This is a genomic window from Streptomyces sp. 15-116A, from assembly GCF_025290915.1.
GTDB lineage: Bacteria > Actinomycetota > Actinomycetes > Streptomycetales > Streptomycetaceae > Streptomyces.
Map to the genome: position 1 here is coordinate 1 of NZ_JAOCQE010000044.1, position 17279 is coordinate 17279.

Below are 17279 nucleotides of genomic sequence, written 5' to 3' on the forward strand. Positions count from 1 at the left end.
TGGGGGTCCCCCCGCTCGAGCGAAGCCGAGAGTGGGGGAGGCACCCCGCCAGCGCGGGCGAGCGACACCCACCCCCGGCCCACACCCGCGCCGGGTGCGCGACTCACCCACCCCCGGACCACGCCGACGCCGTCGACCCGTGCACGTACCTCGCCTCACCTGGACCTTGCCCGCAACCCCGCTCTGACCTGCTGCTTTCTCAACTCGGGGCGCCATTGTCAGTGCCCTGCGGTAGCTTCCGGAGTGGTGGGTGCGATGGTGCGCCACGACTGGAGCCACAGGGGTGGGTGGACGATGACGAACGGCACGGCGACGACGACCGACCTGGACGCCAAGCTAGAGGCGTACCGCGTCGAGCTGACCGGGTACTGCTACCGCATGCTCGGCTCCTCCTTCGAAGCGGAGGACGCGGTGCAGGACACGATGGTCCGTGCCTGGCGCAGCTTGGACAAGTTCGAGGGACGGTCCAGCCTGCGGTCGTGGCTGTACCGCATCGCCACCAATGTGTGCCTGGACATGCTGACCGCGGGGAACAAGAGGGCCCGGCCCATGGATCTGACCGAGTCCACGCCCCTCGCGCAGGCCGCGCTCTCGCCGCGCCCGGACAACACCTGGCTGGAGCCGATGCCGGACGCCCGTGTGCTGCCCACGACAGACGACCCGGCGGAGGCGGCCGTCGCCAAGGAGTCCGTGCGGCTCGCCTTCATGGCCGCGTTGCAGCAACTGCCGCCCAAGCAGCGCGCCGTGCTGATCCTGCGCGAGGTGCTGGCCTGGAAGGCCAACGAGGTCGCGGAGCTGCTCGGCACGTCCGTCGCGTCGGTGAACAGCGCGCTGCAGAGAGCACGGGCCACGCTGGCCGAGCGGCAGCAGCCCGGTGCCGAGGCCGCCGTCTCCGACCCGCTGGACGAGGAGCAGCAGAAGCTGCTGGAGCGCTATGTCGCGGCGTTCGAGGGGTACGACATGTCGGCGCTCACGCAGTTGCTGCACGAGGACGCCATCATGACGATGCCGCCGTTCGACCTGTGGCTGACCGGCACCGAGGACATCACCGGCTTCATGACGACGCTGGGTGCGCCGTGCGCCGGTTCGCGGCTGGTGCCGGTGCAGGTCAACGGGCTGCCGGGGTTCGCTCAGTACAAGCCCGACCCGGAGGCCGGCGGCTTCACCCCGTGGGCCGTGCAGGTGCTGGAGATCTCAGACGGCCGGATCACCGGGTTCCACTGCTTCCTCGACACCAAGCGCTGGTTCCCGCTGTTCGGGCTGCCCCTCCATCTCGAAGCGGAGGCCGACGAGGTCGAGCAGGGAGCATAGGGCCGGGTCGGGGTCGCGCAGCCGTATCCGGCCACCCGCGCGGCGCGCGGCGAGCTGCAGCCGGGCGAGGAGGTTCACGGCGGCGAGGCCGGGCGGGCCCAGTCCGCCGACATCGCAGACGACCACGCCACCGGGGGCGTCGAGCAGAGCCCGCAGCGCATCGCACGGCCCGCTCACCTCGTCCCGGGTGACGGGGCCGCGCAGCACGAGTACGGGGGGTGTCATGGCGTCCACGATCGGTAGACCGGGCGGGGGCGCGTAACTCATCGCGGGTGCCGGTGATCACATTGACCCGGCGGTGGCCTTGCGCCGAGGGTTGGGTGTATGTGCCATAGATCATCGCCGCCCGAGGGGCTGTTGTGCAGGGGGTGCTGAGCGGGTTCGCGGTGATCGCCGTCGTCATCGGGGTCGGCTATGTGATCGGGCGGCGGGGGTATCTGGGCGCGCAGGGCAGCGAGGTGCTGACGAAGCTCGCCTTCCATGTGGCGTCCCCGGCCCTGCTGTTCACCACGCTCGCGGGGGCCGACCTGTCGGTGGTCTTCTCCGAGCGGCTCCTGGTCACGGCGCTGAGCACGGCGGCGGTGGCGGGGGTCTTCGTGGCGGTGGGGGTCGTACGGCGCTGGGGGGTGGGCCGGACGACGATCGGCGCGCTGTGCGCCGGGTACGTCAACTCCGGGAACCTGGGCATCCCGATCGCGGTGTATGTCCTGGGCGATGCCTCGCTGGTGGCGCCGGTGCTGCTGTTCCAGCTGGTCGGGGTCACGCCGGTCGCGCTGACGATCCTGGATCTGTCGACGGCGGGAGAGAAGGGGCCGTTGTGGCGGCGGCTGCTCACGCCGTTGCGCAATCCGATCGCGGTCGGCTCGCTGGCGGGGGTGGCGGTATCGGCGTCCGGCCTCACCGTCCCGGGCCCGGTCCTCGACCCGGTCACCCTGATCGGCAACATGGCCGTCCCCGCCGTCCTCCTCGCCTTCGGCATCTCACTGAGGGGCAGCACCCTTCCCCTGCGGGGCGGGGAGCGGGGGGCGGTGCTGCTGGCCGTGGCCTTGAAGTCGGTGGCTCAGCCGGTGGTGGCCTGGTTGCTCGCGGCTGGCGTCTTCGGCCTGCGCGGGGCGCAGTTGCTGGACGTCGTCGTGACGTCGGCGCTTCCGGCAGCCCAGAACCTGTACACCTACGCGTCCACGTACGGGGTCGGCGAGCGGCTGGCCCGGGACGCGATCCTGGTGTCGACGGTCGTGTCGGTACCCGTGCTGGTCGCGGTGGCGGCGGTGCTGGGCTGACGCCTCTAGTCCGCGAGGAACTCTGAGGTGTCGAGAGCCAGGTCGAACGGCTCCGGCAGCTGGATTCGGTCACCAAACTTCCCGGCACGCAGGACACGATAGACGCTTCCCTGGGGCTCGCCATAGAGCGTGACTGTCGGTCCCCCGGGAGCCCAGGCGTCGATGAGGAGATAGAGCGGGACGCCGGCCTGGGCATAGCCGGCGACCTTCTTGATCCTGTCGTTCGTCGCGTTGGACTTGGATGTGATCTCGACGATGAGTTCGGCAGCAGCGGCGGGGATGAAGTCGCCCTGCTCGGCCCGCACAACCTCCTTGGGTGCGACCGCGAGGTCGGGGACGTAGAGCCCGCCGCGGGAAGGCACCGCGGTTCCCAAGGTCTGGTAGATGCCCCAGTGCCGGGGAATGACTTCGTACAGGCTGCGCTGTACCTCGTCCGCGATGTCGTTGTGCGCGTTGGACGGCGGCGGTGCCACGGTGACGATCCCCTCGATGATCTCCACCTTGCAGCCCTCGGGAGCGTCCGTCTCCTGCCAGATCCGGACGAGGCCGTCCCACTCGTGGCCACTGGCCATCGAGTGGTCGACGGTGAGTGCGCTCATGGCGGTTCTCCCATCGGTGCGTCACCGATCCCAGCATGCCGAAAGGGACCGGTAGGGGTCTACCGGTCCCGTTCACTCGATCGAGGAAGCCCCTGATCAGGCGATACGTTCCAGCACCACCGGGGAGGCGGTGAAGGGCGTGTTCGGGGCGGCGATGTCGTACGCGCCCTCGATGGCCTGGAGGGCGTAGTCGAAGCGTTCCGGGGTGTCTGTGTGGAGGGTGAGGAGGGGCTGGCCCTCGGTGACCGTGTCGCCGGGCTTGGCGTGCATCTCGACGCCCGCGCCCGCCTGGACCGGGTCCTCCTTGCGGGCGCGGCCCGCGCCCAGGCGCCAGGCGGCGACGCCGATGTCGTAGGCGTCGAGGCGGGTCAGGACGCCGGAGGCCGGGGCCTTGATCACGTGCTGTTCGCGGGCCACCGGGAGTGCCGCGTCGGGGTCGCCGCCCTGGGCCGCGATCATGCGGCGCCAGACGTCCATCGCGGAGCCGTCGGCCAGGGCCTTCGCCGGGTCGGCGTCCTTCACGCCGGCCGCGTCCAGCATCTCGCGGGCCAGGGCGAGGGTGAGTTCCACGACGTCCGCGGGGCCGCCGCCGGCCAGGACCTCGACCGACTCGCGGACCTCCAGGGCGTTGCCCGCCGTGAGGCCGAGGGGGGTGGACATGTCGGTGAGCAGGGCGACCGTCCTCACGCCGTGGTCCGTGCCCAGGCCGACCATCGTGGAGGCGAGTTCGCGGGCGTCGTCCAGGGTCTTCATGAAGGCGCCGGTGCCGACCTTCACGTCCAGGACCAGGGAGCCGGTGCCCTCGGCGATCTTCTTGGACATGATCGAGGAGGCGATCAGGGGGATCGCCTCGACCGTGCCGGTCACGTCGCGCAGGGCGTAGAGCTTCTTGTCGGCGGGGGCCAGGCCGTCGCCCGCCGCGCAGATCACGGCGCCCGTGGTGTCGAGGACGCCCAGCATCTCCTCGTTGGAGAGCAGCGCGCGCCAGCCGGGGATGGACTCCAGCTTGTCGAGCGTGCCGCCGGTGTGGCCGAGGCCGCGGCCGGAGAGCTGGGGGACGGCCGCGCCGCAGGCGGCGACGAGCGGGGCGAGGGGGAGCGTGATCTTGTCGCCGACGCCGCCGGTGCTGTGCTTGTCGGCCGTGGGGCGGGACAGGGACGAGAAGTCCATGCGCTCGCCGCTCGCGATCATCGCGGCGGTCCAGCGGGCGATCTCGCGGCGGTTCATGCCGTTGAGCAGGATCGCCATCGCGAGGGCCGACATCTGCTCGTCGGCCACCTCCCCGCGGGTGTACGCGTCGATGACCCAGTCGATCTGCTCGTCGCTGAGTTCGCCGCGGTCCCGCTTGGTGCGGATGACGGAGATGGCGTCCATGGCCATGGCTGGCGTTCCTTCCGAGGTGCGGGAATGGGGCGGCCCCTCCGAATCGGGTGGTGTGCGTTCGGAGGGGCCGCGAGGGGGTGCTATTTGTCGAGGTGCTTCGGGGTGAAGGCCTGCGGCAGCATCTCCGACAGCGGCAGGATGCCCGCCGGGGTCTCAAGCAGCATCCCGGGGCCGCCGAACTCGTACAGCAGCTGCCTGCAGCGGCCGCACGGGACGAGGATCTCGCCGGCGCCGTCGACGCAGGTGAAGTGCGTCAGGCGGCCGCCGCCGGTGCGCTGCAGCTCGGAGACCAGGCCGCACTCCGCGCACAGGCCGAGGCCGTACGAGGCGTTCTCGACGTTGCAGCCGGAGACCGTGCGTCCGTCGTCGACCAGGGCCGCGACGCCGACCGGGTAGCCCGAGTAGGGGGCGTACGCGTGGGACATGGCGTCCCGTGCGACGGCGCGCAGCGCCTCCCAGTCGACGTCGGCCGAGGTCACTTGCCTTGCCCCTTCCGGTACGGCAGTCCGTTGGCCTTCGGCATCCTCAGGCGCTGGGCGGACAGGGCGAGGACGACGAGGGTGACGACGTACGGCGTGGCGGAGACGACCTGGTTGGGAACCTCGTTGGTGCCCGCGTACCAGGCGAAGACGAGGGCGCCGACGATCAGGGTGATCACCGCGTGGACGTACTTCTTGCGGACGGCCAGCCAGATCGCGCCGATGAGCAGCAGCAGCGCGCCGAGCAGCAGCAGGGCGTGCACGTTGGCGGAGCCGCCGCGCAGGTTGAGGCTGTCGGTGTAGCCGAACAGCCCGGCGCCGATGGCGAGGCCGCCCGGCATCCAGTTGCCGAAGATCATCGCGGCGAGGCCGATGTAGCCGCGGCCGCTGGTCTGCCCCTCCAGGTAGAAGGGGTTGGCGACGATGGACAGGAAGACACCGCCGAGGCCGGCCAGGGCGCCGGAGATGATCACGGCGATGTACTTGTACTTGTAGACGTTGACGCCGAGGGACTCGGCGGCGACCGGGTTCTCGCCGCAGGAGCGCAGCCGCAGGCCGAAGGCGCTGCGCCACAGGATCCACCAGGTGGCGGGGATCAGCGCGACGGCGATCAGGGTCAGCCAGGAGACGTCGGTGACCAGTCCGCCGAGCAGGCCCGCGATGTCGGAGATGAAGAACCAGCCCTTGGCGTTGAGCTCGCTCAGCCAGTCGGACAGGCCCGGCACGGTGAACTGGCCGAGGGAGTCGACCGCCGGGGACTGCTTGGCGGAGCCGCCGGGGTGGCCCTCGAAGGCGAGCGGGGCCAGGTAGCGGGTGGCGCCGAGGGCGAGGATGTTGATGGCCACACCGGAGACGATGTGGTTGACGTTGAAGGTGACGGTGACGAGGGCGTGCAGCAGGCCGCCGATGGCACCGCCGATGAGGCCGACGAGGACGCCGGTCCACGGGCCCCACTGGAAGCCCGCCCAGGCACCGAACCAGGTGCCGAGGATCATCATGCCCTCGAGGCCGATGTTGACGACGCCCGCGCGCTCGGCCCACAGGCCGCCGAGACCGGCGAGGCCGATCGGGACGGCGAGTTCGAGCGCGGTGGACATCTGGCTGACGTTGGTGATGCCGTCCGCGCCGGTGATGAGGCGGACGATCGAGGTCAGCGCCAGGGCTCCGGCGATGATCAGCATCAGCACCGGCAGCGACAGCCGGCGGCCGGTCGGCGCCGTGGGCTGCAGCGTGGGCTGGTTGACGTCGACCGCTGAGGTCTGCGGGGTGGTCATCGGCCGGCCACCTCCTTCGTGGTGTTGTTGTCGGCGCCGATGAAGTGGCCCGCGGCGAGCTCCGCGCCGACCCGGCGCTGCTGGCGGCGCAGGCCCCACTCGCGGACGGCCTCGTAGGAGACGACGACCGAGAGGACGATCAGGCCCTGCATGATGACCGCGATCTCCTTGTCGTAGCCGTGGAAGTCCAGCTCGGGCGAGGCCTTGTCGAGCCAGGCCCACAGCAGTGCGGCGAAGGCGATGCCGACGGGGCTGTTGCGGCCGAGCAGGGCGATGCCGATGCCGAGGAAGCCGATGCCGGTGGGGAAGTTCAGGCTGTAGGTGTGGGTGTCGCCCATCAGGATGGGCAGGCCCGCGAGGCCGGCGACGGCGCCCGAGATCAGCATGGCGCTGAGCACCATCCGCTTGGGGCTGACACCGCTGGCCGCGGCGGCGGTCTCGGAGGCGCCGGAGGCGCGCAGGTCGAAGCCGAAGCGGGTGCGGTTGAGGACGACCCAGTAGCCGATGCCGAGCAGGACGGCGAGGATCACCAGGCCGTAGATCTCGCCGGCGGCGCCCATGTCGATGCCGGGGACCCAGCCGGACTCGTGCATCTCGCCGGTGGTGTTGTTGTTGCCGACCTTGACGCCGAAGACGGTGGGCAGCCACAGGTAGCCGATGACGGAGGTCGCGATCGCGTTGAGCATGATCGTGGCGACGACCTCGCTGACGCCGCGGGTGACCTTGAGGACACCGGCGATGCCGGACCAGAAGGCGCCGGTGAGCACGGCGGTGAGCAGCAGCAGCGGGATCTGCAGCGCGGCCGGCAGGTTGGCGTGGGCGCCGACGATGGCGGCCATCATGGCGGCGAGCTGGTACTGGCCGTCGACGCCGATGTTGAACAGGTTCATCCGGAAGCCGATCGCCACCGCGAGGGCGGCGATGTAGTACATCGAGGCCTGGTTGATGATCAGGACCTGGATGTCGGAGAACGTCGCCTGCTCGAACATCAGGGCGAACGGCTCGACGGGGTTCTTGCCGGAGGCGACCAGCACGATCGCGCTCAGCACGAAGGCCACGGCGAGCGCGATGACCGGCCCGGCCACCGCGAGGAGCACGCGCTCCTTGTCGAACTTCTTCATCAGCGGGCCTCGTCTTCCGGAGACTCGGGGGACGTGGACGAGTCGGCCGGGGTCTCGGGAGCTTCGTCGTGCTCGAGGTGGCCGGTGGCGGCGCCGGTCATGGCGGTGCCGAGCTCCTCCGGGGTGATGGTGGCCGGGTCGGCGTCCGCGACCAGCTTGCCGTCGTAGATCACCCGCAGGGTGTCGGACAGGCCGATCAGCTCGTCCAGGTCGGCGGAGATCAGCAGCACGGCGAGTCCCTCGCGGCGCGCCTCGCGGATGTGGTCCCAGATGGCGGCCTGCGCGCCGACGTCCACACCGCGGGTGGGGTGGGCGGCGATCAGGAACCGCGGCTTGTGGCTCATCTCGCGGCCGACGATCAGCTTCTGCTGGTTGCCGCCGGACAGGGAGGCGGCGGTGACGTCGATGCCGGGGGTGCGGACGTCGTACGCCTCGACGATGCGGCGGGTGTCCTCCTGGGCGGCCTTCGGGTCCAGCCACACGCCCTTGGCGTTGGGCTTCTCGGTGACGTGGCCGAGGATGCGGTTCTCCCAGAGGGGTGCCTCCAGGAGCAGGCCGTGGCGGTGGCGGTCCTCGGGGATGTAGCCGATGCCCTGCTCGCGGCGCTTGCGGGTGGCCCAGGCGGTGATCTCCTCGCCGGCCAGGCGGATGACGCCGGAGTCGGCGTGGCGCAGGCCGATGAGCGCGTCGACCAGCTCGGTCTGCCCGTTGCCCTCGACACCGGCGATGCCGAGCACTTCACCCTCGTGGATGGTGAAGGTGATGTCGTCCAGGAGCGCCTTGCCGCCGGGGGCGGCGAGCCGCAGCTTCTCGACCTCGATGACCGGGCGGTCGGTGACGGTGGACTCGGCGGTCTCGGGGGTCGGGAGCTCGCTGCCGACCATCATCTCGGCGAGCTGACGCGGCGTCGTCTCGGCGGGTACGGCCGTGCCGACCGTCGTGCCGCGCCGGATGACGGTGATCTCGTCGGCGACGGAGAGGACCTCGCCCAGCTTGTGGGAGATGAAGATGACCGACAGGCCCTCGGACTTCAGCTCGCGCAGGTTCTCGAAGAGGGCGTCGACCTCCTGCGGCACGAGCACGGCGGTCGGCTCGTCCAGGATCAGGGTGGTGGCGCCCCGGTAGAGGACCTTGAGGATCTCCACGCGCTGGCGGGCGGCGACGCCGAGTTCCTCGACGAGGACGTCGGGGCGCACGCCCAGGCCGTAGCGCTCGGAGATCTCCTTGATCTTCCGGCGGGCCCTGGCGCCGATGCCGTACAGCTTCTCGCTGCCGAGGACGACGTTCTCGAGGACGGTGAGGTTGTCGGCCAGCATGAAGTGCTGGTGGACCATGCCGATGCCGCGGGCGATGGCGTCGGCGGGCGAGGAGAAGGTCACCTTCTCGCCGTCGACGGCGATGGTGCCCTCGTCCGGCTTCTGCATGCCGTAGAGGATCTTCATCAGCGTCGACTTGCCGGCGCCGTTCTCGCCGACGAGGGCGTGGACGGTGCCCTTGCGGACGGTGAGGTGGATGTCGTGGTTGGCCACGACGCCGGGGAAACGCTTCGTGATCCCGGCGAGCTCGACGGCGGTCACCTGACCGCCCGCCGCCGATCCGGCCGGAGGGCTGCTGGACGCGTTGATGGCGCACTCTCCATGGGGACGGGGGTCGTCTACGCGCGTAGCGCCCCTACGGCATACGGAGGGGTGGCGCACCGCTTCGACGGGGTACGGAAGCCGCAGCTCCCGTACCCCGCCGAGCGGACGCAACCCCGCGGGGGTCGTGCTGGCTCAGCTCGACTTGACCTTGATCTCGCCGTTGACGATCTTCTCCTTGGCCGTCGCGATGGCTTCCTGGAGCTCGGCGTCGTCCGCGAACTTCGGGTTGGAGTTCGACAGGCTCACCTCACCCGTCTTCAGATCGCCCCTGACGATACCGGTCTCGGGCTTGCCGTCCTCGACCGACTTCGCCAGGTTGTACACCGCCTTGGCGACGTCCTTCATCGCCGAGGTGAGGATCGAGTCCTTGTACTTGGCGAGGGCTTCCTGCTGGTACTGGTCGGAGTCGACACCGATCGCCCACACCTTGTTGGCGGCGGCGGCCTCGATGACGCCCTGACCGGAGAGACCGGCCGCCGCGTACACGACGTCGGCCTTCTTCTCGATCTGGCCCTCGGCGGCGGTCTTGCCCTTGTCGGGGCTGGAGAAGCCGCCCTCCTCGGCGGTCTGGGTGAGGAACTGCGAGATCACCTTGACCTTGGGGTTGGTGTCCTTGACGCCCTGCTCGAAGCCCGCGCGGAACTTGTGGATCAGAGGGATGTCCACGCCGCCGACGAAGCCGACGGTGTTGGTCTTGGTGGTCTTGGCGGCGGCGACGCCGGCGAGGTAGGACGCCTGCTCCTCGGAGAACACCAGGTCGGCGACGTTGTCGGCCTTGACCGTGGCGTCGTCGACGATGCCGAAGGTGGTGTCCGGGAACTTCTCGGCGGCGCCCTTCACGGCGGCGGCGTAGGCGTAGCCGACACCGATGACCGGGTTGTAGCCCTGCTTGGCCAGCGAGACGAGCCGCTGCTCCTTGTCCGCGTCGGTCTCGCCCTCGGTGGGCTCGACGTCGTCGGTCTTGTAGCCGAACTCCTTCTTCGCCCGCTCGAGACCGGCGTAGGCGGCGTCGTTGAACGACTGGTCGCCCTTGCCGCCGACGTCGTACGCGATGGCGAGACCCTTGTCGCCCTTCGACTCCGAGGAGGCGTTCTGGGAGGACGTGCCGCCGCAGGCGGAGAGGGCGAGGGCCAGGGAGGCGGTCGCTGCGCCTGCGACCGTGATCCGGGAAATCCGGCGCATGTGTGGTGCTCCTAGTCGTACAAAGCGCCGGACGGTACAGCTACGGCGCTGGCTTCGCCGCAGAGTAACGCGCGTAGACCTGCAAGAAAACCCCTTCTGTCCAGCTTGTTATCCGGCCGTGCTCAGGGGGACGGAACGGGGTGGTGCGGTGACGGTGGGTGAGGCGTGGTCGTGCGGTCCGGTGGGGGTGCGCGTCTTATGCCTGCGGCGCCGCTGTCCCTCCGGTGGGGGCGGGCGTAGCGCCTACGGCCGGTGGGTGAGTCGGGGCCGGGGCGGTGGTGTCCGTCCTCGGTCTGGCGCGGAATCGGTCGACTCGAGAAGCGGGGGCGTTGACGCGCCAGCCGCTGCGGGCAGACACCACCGCCCCGTCCCCTCCCCGCCGTGGGCGAGTGCGGCACGCCCACCGTCCGCTGCGCCGGGGCGACGTGCGCGGGTGCCGGCCGGTGACACCGGGCTCAGCGGCACCCGCGTCGCCCCCTCCTTTGCGTCATACGGCGACGTGTACCGGGCGTGCGTCTTCACGGCCGTAGGCCAGGACCCGGGGCAGCATCTGGCGGAACTGTGCAAGGTCCTCGGCGGGGGCTTCCAGGACGGCCTCGATGTCCGGGTCTTCGAGGCCCAGGGCGTCCAACGCCGAGGGGTCCAGGGAGACGCGCAGAACGTTGCCGGTCAAAACGGCCGACCGCACGCATCCGTACGCGGTTCCTTGGTCAGCCGTGACCAGGCAATGCGTGTCCATGCCGAGTCGCACGTCCTGCTCGTCCGGTTCCTCGGCACAGCACTGGAACAGCATCACAAAGCCGCTGCCGTTGATCTCTTCTGCGAAACCGGCCTCGAGGAAGTAGCCCTCGGGGTCCACCTCGGCGCCGACCGCGCGTGCAACAAGCCGATACGTCATGGCGAAGTTGTAGCAACAGACGCTCCGCAGCCGCGCACGGCGATCACGCGCGACGGGTGGTGGGCGTGCCGCAGGCGCACGCGGCGGGGAGGGGACGGGGCGGTGGTGTCTGCCCGCAGCGGCTGGCGCGTCCGCGCCCGTACTCCGTTGAGTGACCTATTTCGCGCCAGACCGAGGACGGACACCACCGACCCGGCCCCGACTCACCCACCGGCCGTAGGCGCTGCACAAGCCCCCACCGGAGCCGCACTGGCGCCGCAGGCATCCGCACCGCAACCACAACGACAGCGGGCGGAGACCACCGGCCTCCGCCCGCTCATGCGCCACCGTCGCGGTTACTCCGTCTTGACCTTGATGGAGCCGTCGATGATGCCTTCCTTCGCCTTGGCGACCGCGTCCGTCAGGCCCGCGATCTCGGCCATCTTCGGGTTGCTGTCGGACAGGCCCACGCCGTTCACCTTGAGGTCGAAGACCTGCGTGCCGGTGAGCGGCTTGTCGTCGTGGACCGACTTGGCCAGCGCGTAGACCGCGCCGCCCACGTCCTTGAGGGCGGAGGTGAGGATGTAGTCCTTGTACGCGGCCAGCGCCTCCTGCTTGTACTGGTCGGAGTCGACGCCGATCGCCCAGACCTTCGCCTTGGCCGCCGCCTCGATGACGCCCTGGCCGGAGAGGCCCGCCGCCTGGTAGACGACGTCCGCCTTCTTCTCGATCTGGCCCTCGGCCGCCGCCTTGCCCTTGTCGGGGCTGGAGAAGCCACCCTCCTCGGCGGTCTGCGTCAGGTACTGCGAGACCACCTTCACCTTGGGGTTGGTGTCCTGCACGCCCTGCTTGTAGCCGGCCTCGAACTTGTGGATCAGCGGGATGTCCACGCCGCCCACGAAGCCGACGGTGTTGGTCTTGGTGGCCTTCGCCGCCGCGACCCCGGCCAGGTACGACGCCTGCTCCTCCGCGAAGACCAGCGAAGCGACGTTGTCGCCCTCGACCACCGAGTCCACGATGCCGAACGTGGTGTCCGGGTACTTCGCGGCCACCGCCTTCATCGCGGGACCGTAGGCGAAGCCGACGCCGATGACGGGGTTGTAGCCCTGGCGCGCCAGGGAGCTGAGGCGCTGCTCCTTGTCCGCGTCCGTCTCACCCTCGGTGGGCTCGACGTCGTCGGTCTTGTAGCCGAACTCCTTCTGGGCCTTCTGCAGGCCGGCGTAAGCGGCGTCGTTGAAGGACTGGTCGCCCTTGCCGCCGATGTCGTACGCGATGGCGAGACCGAGGTCTTCCTTGGAGCCGCCGCTGTCACCGCCGTTGTCACTGCTGGTGCCGCCGCAGGCAGTGGCGGCGAGTGCGAGCGACGCGACCCCCACCGCGACGCGGGTCAGTTTGGATATCCGACGCATCTGAAGTTCCCCATTCTCCAAAGCCCCGCAGCGGGTGCTCGGTTCGGCGCACATTAACGCGCGTAGACACTCCTGGGAACGGGGTTCCGCGGGGCCGTTATCCATTCGTGCCGATGGCCGGTGCACCGGCTGCACCGGTGCCTTGCCCGCCCATGCCTGTGAGGCACGCACCACGCTGCCCCTCCCCCGCCGCGTGTGCAAGCGGAGGAGAGCGAGTGGGGAAGGGTGGGGCTGGTGTGGCCGGCGGGACTACGCGGACGCCTCTAGCGGAGCGGATCGAGCAGGGCCGCCGCCGTGAACAGTTCCACGCCCACGGTGATCGCATGCTCGTCGACGTCGAAGTCGCCCTGGTGGAGGTCCCGCACGATGCGCTCGCCGGGGGTGCGGACGCCGAGGCGGGCCATGGCGCCGGGGACGTGCTCCAGGTACCAGGAGAAGTCCTCGCCGCCGAGGCTCTGTTCGGTGCCCTCCACCGACTCGACACCGCGCCGGGCGATCATCGCGTCGCGCAGCAGCTCGGTGACCCCGGCCTCGTTGACGACCGGAGGGACACCGCGCACGTAGTTGATCTCCGACTTGGCGCGGTGCAGATTGGCGACCTCGTCGATCGCGGCGACCAGGATGTCCGGCGCCTGCCGCCAGGTGTCGAGGTCGAGGCAGCGCACCGTGCCGGAGAGTTCCGCGTGCTGCGGGATGACGTTGGGCGCGTGGCCCGACTCGATCCGGCCCCAGGTGACGGCGAGGCCGCTGCGGCTGTCGACGCGCCGGCCGACGAGGGCGGGCACGTCGGTGACGACCCGGGCGGCGGCCGTGACGAGGTCGGTGGTCAGGTGGGGGCGGGCGGTGTGGCCGCCGGGGCCGTCGAGGGCGATCTCCAGCCGGTCGCAGGCGGAGGTGATGGGGCCTTCGCGCAGGCCGATCTTCCCGGCGTCGACGCGCGGGTCGCAGTGCACGGCGATGATCCGCCCGACGCCGGTGAGCGCGCCGTCCTCGATGGCGTCGGCGGCGCCGCCGGGCAGCACCTCCTCGGCGGGCTGGAAGATCAGCCGCACGGGCCGGGGCAGCAGGCCCTGGCGGTGCAGTTCGGCGAGGACCAGGCCGGCACCCAGCACGACGGTGGTGTGGACGTCGTGGCCGCAGGCGTGCGCACGGTCGGGCACCGTGGAGCGGTACGGGCAGTCGGCCTTCATGTCGGGGATGGGCAGGCCGTCGATGTCAGCGCGCAGGGCGAGCATCGCCGCGTCCGTGAGCATGTCCTGAGGTGTGCCGATGTCACAGATCACGCCGGTCCCGCCGGAGAGGACGCGGGGCTTCAGGCCGGCCCTTTCGAGCCGTTCCTTGATCGCGGCGGTCGTGCGGAACTCCTGGTTGCCGAGCTCGGGGTGCATGTGCAGATCGCGCCGGAACGCCACGAGCTCGGCCCGCAGGGCCTCGGGGAGCGCACCGGGAAGCACCGCTCCCCCGGGGAGATCGATCTCGGACTCCAGTGACATCAGTGGCTTCACCCTTTGAAGAGTAGGGCGCCGGAGCCGTCCACCGACCCCCGATCAAGAAAATTCAACCCCTTAGGGGAAGAAAATCTCGTCGCCCTACGCATAGTCGTCAGTCGAGATGGGTAAGCTTCTCGCTCTTTTTCTAGGGGTTCGGCCGCCCGACCGGCCCGCCGACCGGCCGCGCGACCTGCGGAAGGTGACTTCTCTCACATCCTCCGCCTCGTCGGCGGCCCGCGCCCGCTCTCCCCACGGTTACCACGCATGGCGCCGCCCACGCGGACCGGTTCAACTGGCGGACACCGGCGGGCGGCGTGGCTAGTGCCCCAACAGGCAACGTTTGCCCCGTCGCGACGCCCGGCACGCCCTCTCGCCGCACCGGCCGGAAGCCCAAGTACATCCAGTACGAGGACTTCCGGCCGGCACGCCGAGAGCACGCACCGGACGCCGCTCCTTGACGGGCAAACGTTGCCTGCCGGGGCACTAGGGTGCGGCCCCATGCGCGCTCCCGATCCGGACTTCCTGCGGACCACCCGTGACTCGTACGACGCGATCGCCGAGGACTACACCGGCCGCTTCGCGGACGGCCTGGCCGACCTCCCGCTGGAACGCGCCCTGCTCACCGCGTTCGTGGAGCTGGCCGGGGAGGGCGACGGTGAGGGCGTACGGGCGCCTGTGGCGGATCTGGGCAGCGGGCCGGGGTATGTCACCGCCCGGCTGGACCGGCTCGGGGTGCCGGTGTTCGGTGTGGACGTCTCGCCGCGCATGGTGGCGCTGGCCCGTGCGGCGCATCCCGGGCTGCGCTTCCACGTGGGGTCGATGACGGAGCTGGATCTGCCGGCCGGGTCGCTGGGCGGCATCGTGGCGCGGTACTCGATCATCCATGTGCCCGACGAACATCTGCCGTCCCTGTTCGCCGAGTTCCACCGGGTGCTGGCCCCGGGCGCGCCGGTCCTGCTGGCCTTCCAGTCCGGGGAGGAGGACGGCACGCTGCACATGGACGAGCGGTTCGGCCGGCCCATCTCGCTCGACTACTACTGGCGCTCCCCCGGCTCGGTGATCGCCCCTCTCCGCAAGGCCGGGCTGGAGCTCACGGCCCAGGTGATGCGGGAGCCGGAGGGCGAGGAGAAGCGGCCCCGCGCCCTGCTGATGGCGCGGAGGCCGAACGGATCCTGAGCGAGATCACACCGCCGGGACCGCCGCCAGGCGGTGGGCGTCGCGGGCCGTGTCCGTCACGCCGGAGAGGAAGCCCTGGGCGCGCGGTGAGGCGTGCTCGGTGAGCCAGGTGGGGTTGATGTCGCAGACCGCCACGCGGACGTCCGTGCCCGACAGGGCCAGCGGGAGGGTGTGGACGACGGTGGAGGGGAAGCTGAGGATCGTGCTGCCGATCGGGCCCCGGCGGGCGATCAGTTCCAGGGGGAGTTCCGGGCGGATGATCTGCAGGCCCGTCTCGACGGCGAGGCGGTGGAGTTTCTCCGTGCTCTCGCGGCGGTGGGCGAAGTAGCGGGCCGCCCCGTGCTTGGCGGCAAGGGAGCGGACGGCCTCCAGGTAGGCGTCGGCGTCGACCACGCCGGTCTCCACCAGGGACGTGCCCACCAGGTCGGCGCCCTTGGTGATGCGGGGCGGGCCGAAGCGGGCGCGGGTCCAGGCGAAGGTGTTGGCGGTGACGGTGACGCCGGGCGGGGTGTCCTCCATCGGCATGGAGGAGAAGACCTCGACGCTGCGCTTCCCGCCCGGGGTGAGGCGGCGGCGGGCGGCGGCGGAGACCGGGGCGAGGAGGAGGTCGCGGGGGCCGGGGCGCCCGCCCTTGCGGTGCCAGCGCACCAGGCGTTCGCCGCGGGCCAGCTGTCCGACGAACTCCATGGTGGCGGTGCCGTCGTCGACGACCACGACGTCGCGGGCGCGGGTGATGGTCAGCAGCAGCTGGACGTAGCGGGAGAAGGGGTCGCCGAGCAGGACGCGGTGGGCGCGGCGCAGGAGGGCGGTGAGGCCGCCGATGGTCTGCAGGGGCGCGGTGGGGCCGCTTCTCGCCTCCTCCCAGCGGACCGTGTGGCCCTCCTCGCGGGCGAGTTCGGACATGCGGCGCAGCTGGCCGCGGGTCATGGGGTCGACGGGGGACAGCACCACGAGGGTGAGCCCCGCGCCGGGAGCGTGCGCGTGCGCCCACTCCAGCACGTTCAGCAGTTGTACCGGGCTCTCGACGAAGGCGAGAGTGTGGGGGCCGGCGTTCCCGGCGCGGGGGCTCATCGACGTACGACCGTTCCCGTCGTCGTAAGGGGTGGGACTGGGGGGCTCAGACGGTCAGCGGCTCGCCGGCCGCCGCGGCGATCTCCGCCTCGGCGACGACGCCGGGGACCCGGCGCAGCTTCTTCATCGGGCCCAGCTCGGACTCGTAGACCTTCTTCACGCCGTCACCGAGGGACGCCTCGATGGTGCGGATGTCGCGCACCAGGCGCGTCAGGCCCTGCGGCTCGACGGAGGCGGCCTGGTCGGAGCCCCACATGGCGCGGTCGAGGGTGATGTGACGCTCGACGAAGCAGGCGCCGAGGGCGACGGCGGCGAGGGTGGTCTGCAGGCCGGTCTCGTGGCCGGAGTAGCCGATCGGGACGTTCGGGTACTCCTGCTGGAGGGTGTTGATGACCCGGAGGTTCAGCTCCTCGGCCTTCGCCGGGTAGGTGGAGGTGGCGTGGCAGAGCAGGATGTTGTCGCTGCCGAGCACCTCGACCGCGTGGCGGATCTGCTTCGGGGTGGACATGCCGGTGGAGAGGATGATCGTGCGGCCGGTGGCGCGCAGTTCGCGCAGCAGGTCGTCGTCCGTCAGCGACGCCGAGGCGACCTTGTGGGCGGGCACGTCGAACTTCTCCAGGAAGGCGACGGCCTCGGTGTCCCACGGGGAGGCGAACCAGGCGATCCCCTTCTCCTTGCAGTACGCGTCGATCTGGCGGTACTCGTCCTCGCCGAACTCCACGCGGTGGCGGTAGTCGATGTACGTCATCCGGCCCCAGGGGGTGTCGCGCTCGATGTCCCACTGGTCGCGCGGGGTGCAGATCTCGGGCGTGCGCTTCTGGAACTTGACCGCGTCGCAGCCGGCGTCGGCGGCGGCGTCGATCAGCTTGAACGCGTTGTCGAGGTCGCCGTTGTGGTTGATGCCGATCTCGCCGGTGATGTAGACGGGGCGGCCGGGGCCGGCCTCGCGGGAACCGAGCGTGCGGATGCGGGAGTTGCTCATGACAG

At 70.7% G+C, this 17279-nt stretch carries 16 protein-coding genes; 3 read left to right on the forward strand and 13 right to left on the reverse strand.

The genetic code is table 11. The annotated features are described in order from the left end of the window. Positions 1–294 precede the first annotated feature (294 nt). On the forward strand, positions 295–1311 hold the full coding sequence (locus N4P33_RS10935) for a sigma-70 family RNA polymerase sigma factor (RefSeq protein WP_260826154.1): 1017 nt from the start codon (positions 295–297) through the stop codon (positions 1309–1311). Here N4P33_RS10935 and N4P33_RS10940 read toward each other — a convergent pair. Then, complete coding sequence (locus N4P33_RS10940; protein WP_260826155.1) at positions 1195–1578, reverse strand: STAS domain-containing protein; 384 nt, start codon at positions 1576–1578, stop codon at positions 1195–1197. The two genes, N4P33_RS10935 and N4P33_RS10940, sit on opposite strands and share 117 nt — an antisense overlap. Positions 1579–1670: 92 nt before the next feature. Between N4P33_RS10940 and N4P33_RS10945 the strand changes: the two genes are divergently transcribed. Next, entirely contained in the window at positions 1671–2591 is a 921-nt protein-coding gene (locus N4P33_RS10945) for an AEC family transporter (protein ID WP_260826156.1), read from the forward strand. 5 nt (positions 2592–2596) lie between these two features. On the opposite strand, the gene N4P33_RS10950 is transcribed toward N4P33_RS10945, so the two are convergent. The 10 genes from N4P33_RS10950 to N4P33_RS10995 all read right to left on the reverse strand — a co-directional run bounded on the left by N4P33_RS10950 (position 2597) and on the right by N4P33_RS10995 (position 14048). Then, positions 2597–3190: a Uma2 family endonuclease gene (locus tag N4P33_RS10950; protein WP_260826157.1), complete on the reverse strand. Its 594-nt coding sequence runs from the start codon at positions 3188–3190 to the stop codon at positions 2597–2599. 96 nt (positions 3191–3286) lie between these two features. Further along, positions 3287–4564 carry a thymidine phosphorylase gene (locus N4P33_RS10955; protein WP_260826185.1) on the reverse strand — a complete coding sequence of 426 codons (1278 nt, stop codon included), beginning with the start codon at positions 4562–4564 and terminating at the stop codon, positions 3287–3289. Between the two features lie 89 nt (positions 4565–4653). Further along, positions 4654–5052, reverse strand: a complete 399-nt coding sequence (locus tag N4P33_RS10960; RefSeq protein ID WP_260826158.1) for a cytidine deaminase — start codon at positions 5050–5052, stop codon at positions 4654–4656. Further along, positions 5049–6326 (reverse strand): ABC transporter permease, encoded by a 1278-nt coding sequence (locus N4P33_RS10965; RefSeq protein ID WP_260826159.1) that lies wholly within the window; start codon positions 6324–6326, stop codon positions 5049–5051. The genes N4P33_RS10960 and N4P33_RS10965 overlap by 4 nt, the downstream gene beginning before the upstream one ends. Continuing rightward, positions 6323–7447: an ABC transporter permease gene (locus N4P33_RS10970; RefSeq protein WP_260826161.1), complete on the reverse strand. Its 1125-nt coding sequence runs from the start codon at positions 7445–7447 to the stop codon at positions 6323–6325. The genes N4P33_RS10965 and N4P33_RS10970 overlap by 4 nt, the downstream gene beginning before the upstream one ends. Continuing rightward, the gene (locus tag N4P33_RS10975) at positions 7447–9024 is read right to left on the reverse strand and encodes an ABC transporter ATP-binding protein (protein WP_260826162.1); all 1578 of its coding nucleotides are present in this window, start codon (positions 9022–9024) and stop codon (positions 7447–7449) included. Before N4P33_RS10975 ends, N4P33_RS10970 begins: the two co-directional genes overlap by 1 nt. 195 nt (positions 9025–9219) lie before the next feature. Then, a complete protein-coding gene (locus N4P33_RS10980) occupies positions 9220–10269 on the reverse strand; it encodes a BMP family protein (RefSeq protein WP_260826164.1) in 1050 nt (349 codons plus the stop codon). A gap of 487 nt (positions 10270–10756) precedes the next feature. Continuing rightward, complete coding sequence (locus N4P33_RS10985; RefSeq protein ID WP_260826165.1) at positions 10757–11167, reverse strand: Imm10 family immunity protein; 411 nt, start codon at positions 11165–11167, stop codon at positions 10757–10759. 335 nt (positions 11168–11502) lie between these two features. Further along, positions 11503–12555, reverse strand: coding sequence for a BMP family protein (locus N4P33_RS10990; RefSeq protein WP_260826167.1), 1053 nt, complete (start codon positions 12553–12555; stop codon positions 11503–11505). Positions 12556–12818: 263 nt separating this feature from the next. Beyond that, complete coding sequence (locus N4P33_RS10995; protein ID WP_260826168.1) at positions 12819–14048, reverse strand: M20 family metallopeptidase; 1230 nt, start codon at positions 14046–14048, stop codon at positions 12819–12821. 495 nt (positions 14049–14543) lie between these two features. On the opposite strand from N4P33_RS10995, the gene N4P33_RS11000 reads away from it, so the two are divergent. Next, positions 14544–15221, forward strand: coding sequence for a class I SAM-dependent methyltransferase (locus tag N4P33_RS11000; protein ID WP_260826169.1), 678 nt, complete (start codon positions 14544–14546; stop codon positions 15219–15221). A gap of 6 nt (positions 15222–15227) precedes the next feature. On the opposite strand, the gene N4P33_RS11005 is transcribed toward N4P33_RS11000, so the two are convergent. Together N4P33_RS11005 and N4P33_RS11010 are read right to left on the reverse strand one after the other, a co-directional pair. Further along, a complete protein-coding gene (locus N4P33_RS11005) occupies positions 15228–16292 on the reverse strand; it encodes a hypothetical protein (protein ID WP_260826170.1) in 1065 nt (354 codons plus the stop codon). A gap of 46 nt (positions 16293–16338) precedes the next feature. Beyond that, positions 16339–17274 (reverse strand): N-acetylneuraminate synthase family protein, encoded by a 936-nt coding sequence (locus N4P33_RS11010; protein ID WP_260826171.1) that lies wholly within the window; start codon positions 17272–17274, stop codon positions 16339–16341. Between the last annotated feature and the right edge of the window lie 5 nt (positions 17275–17279).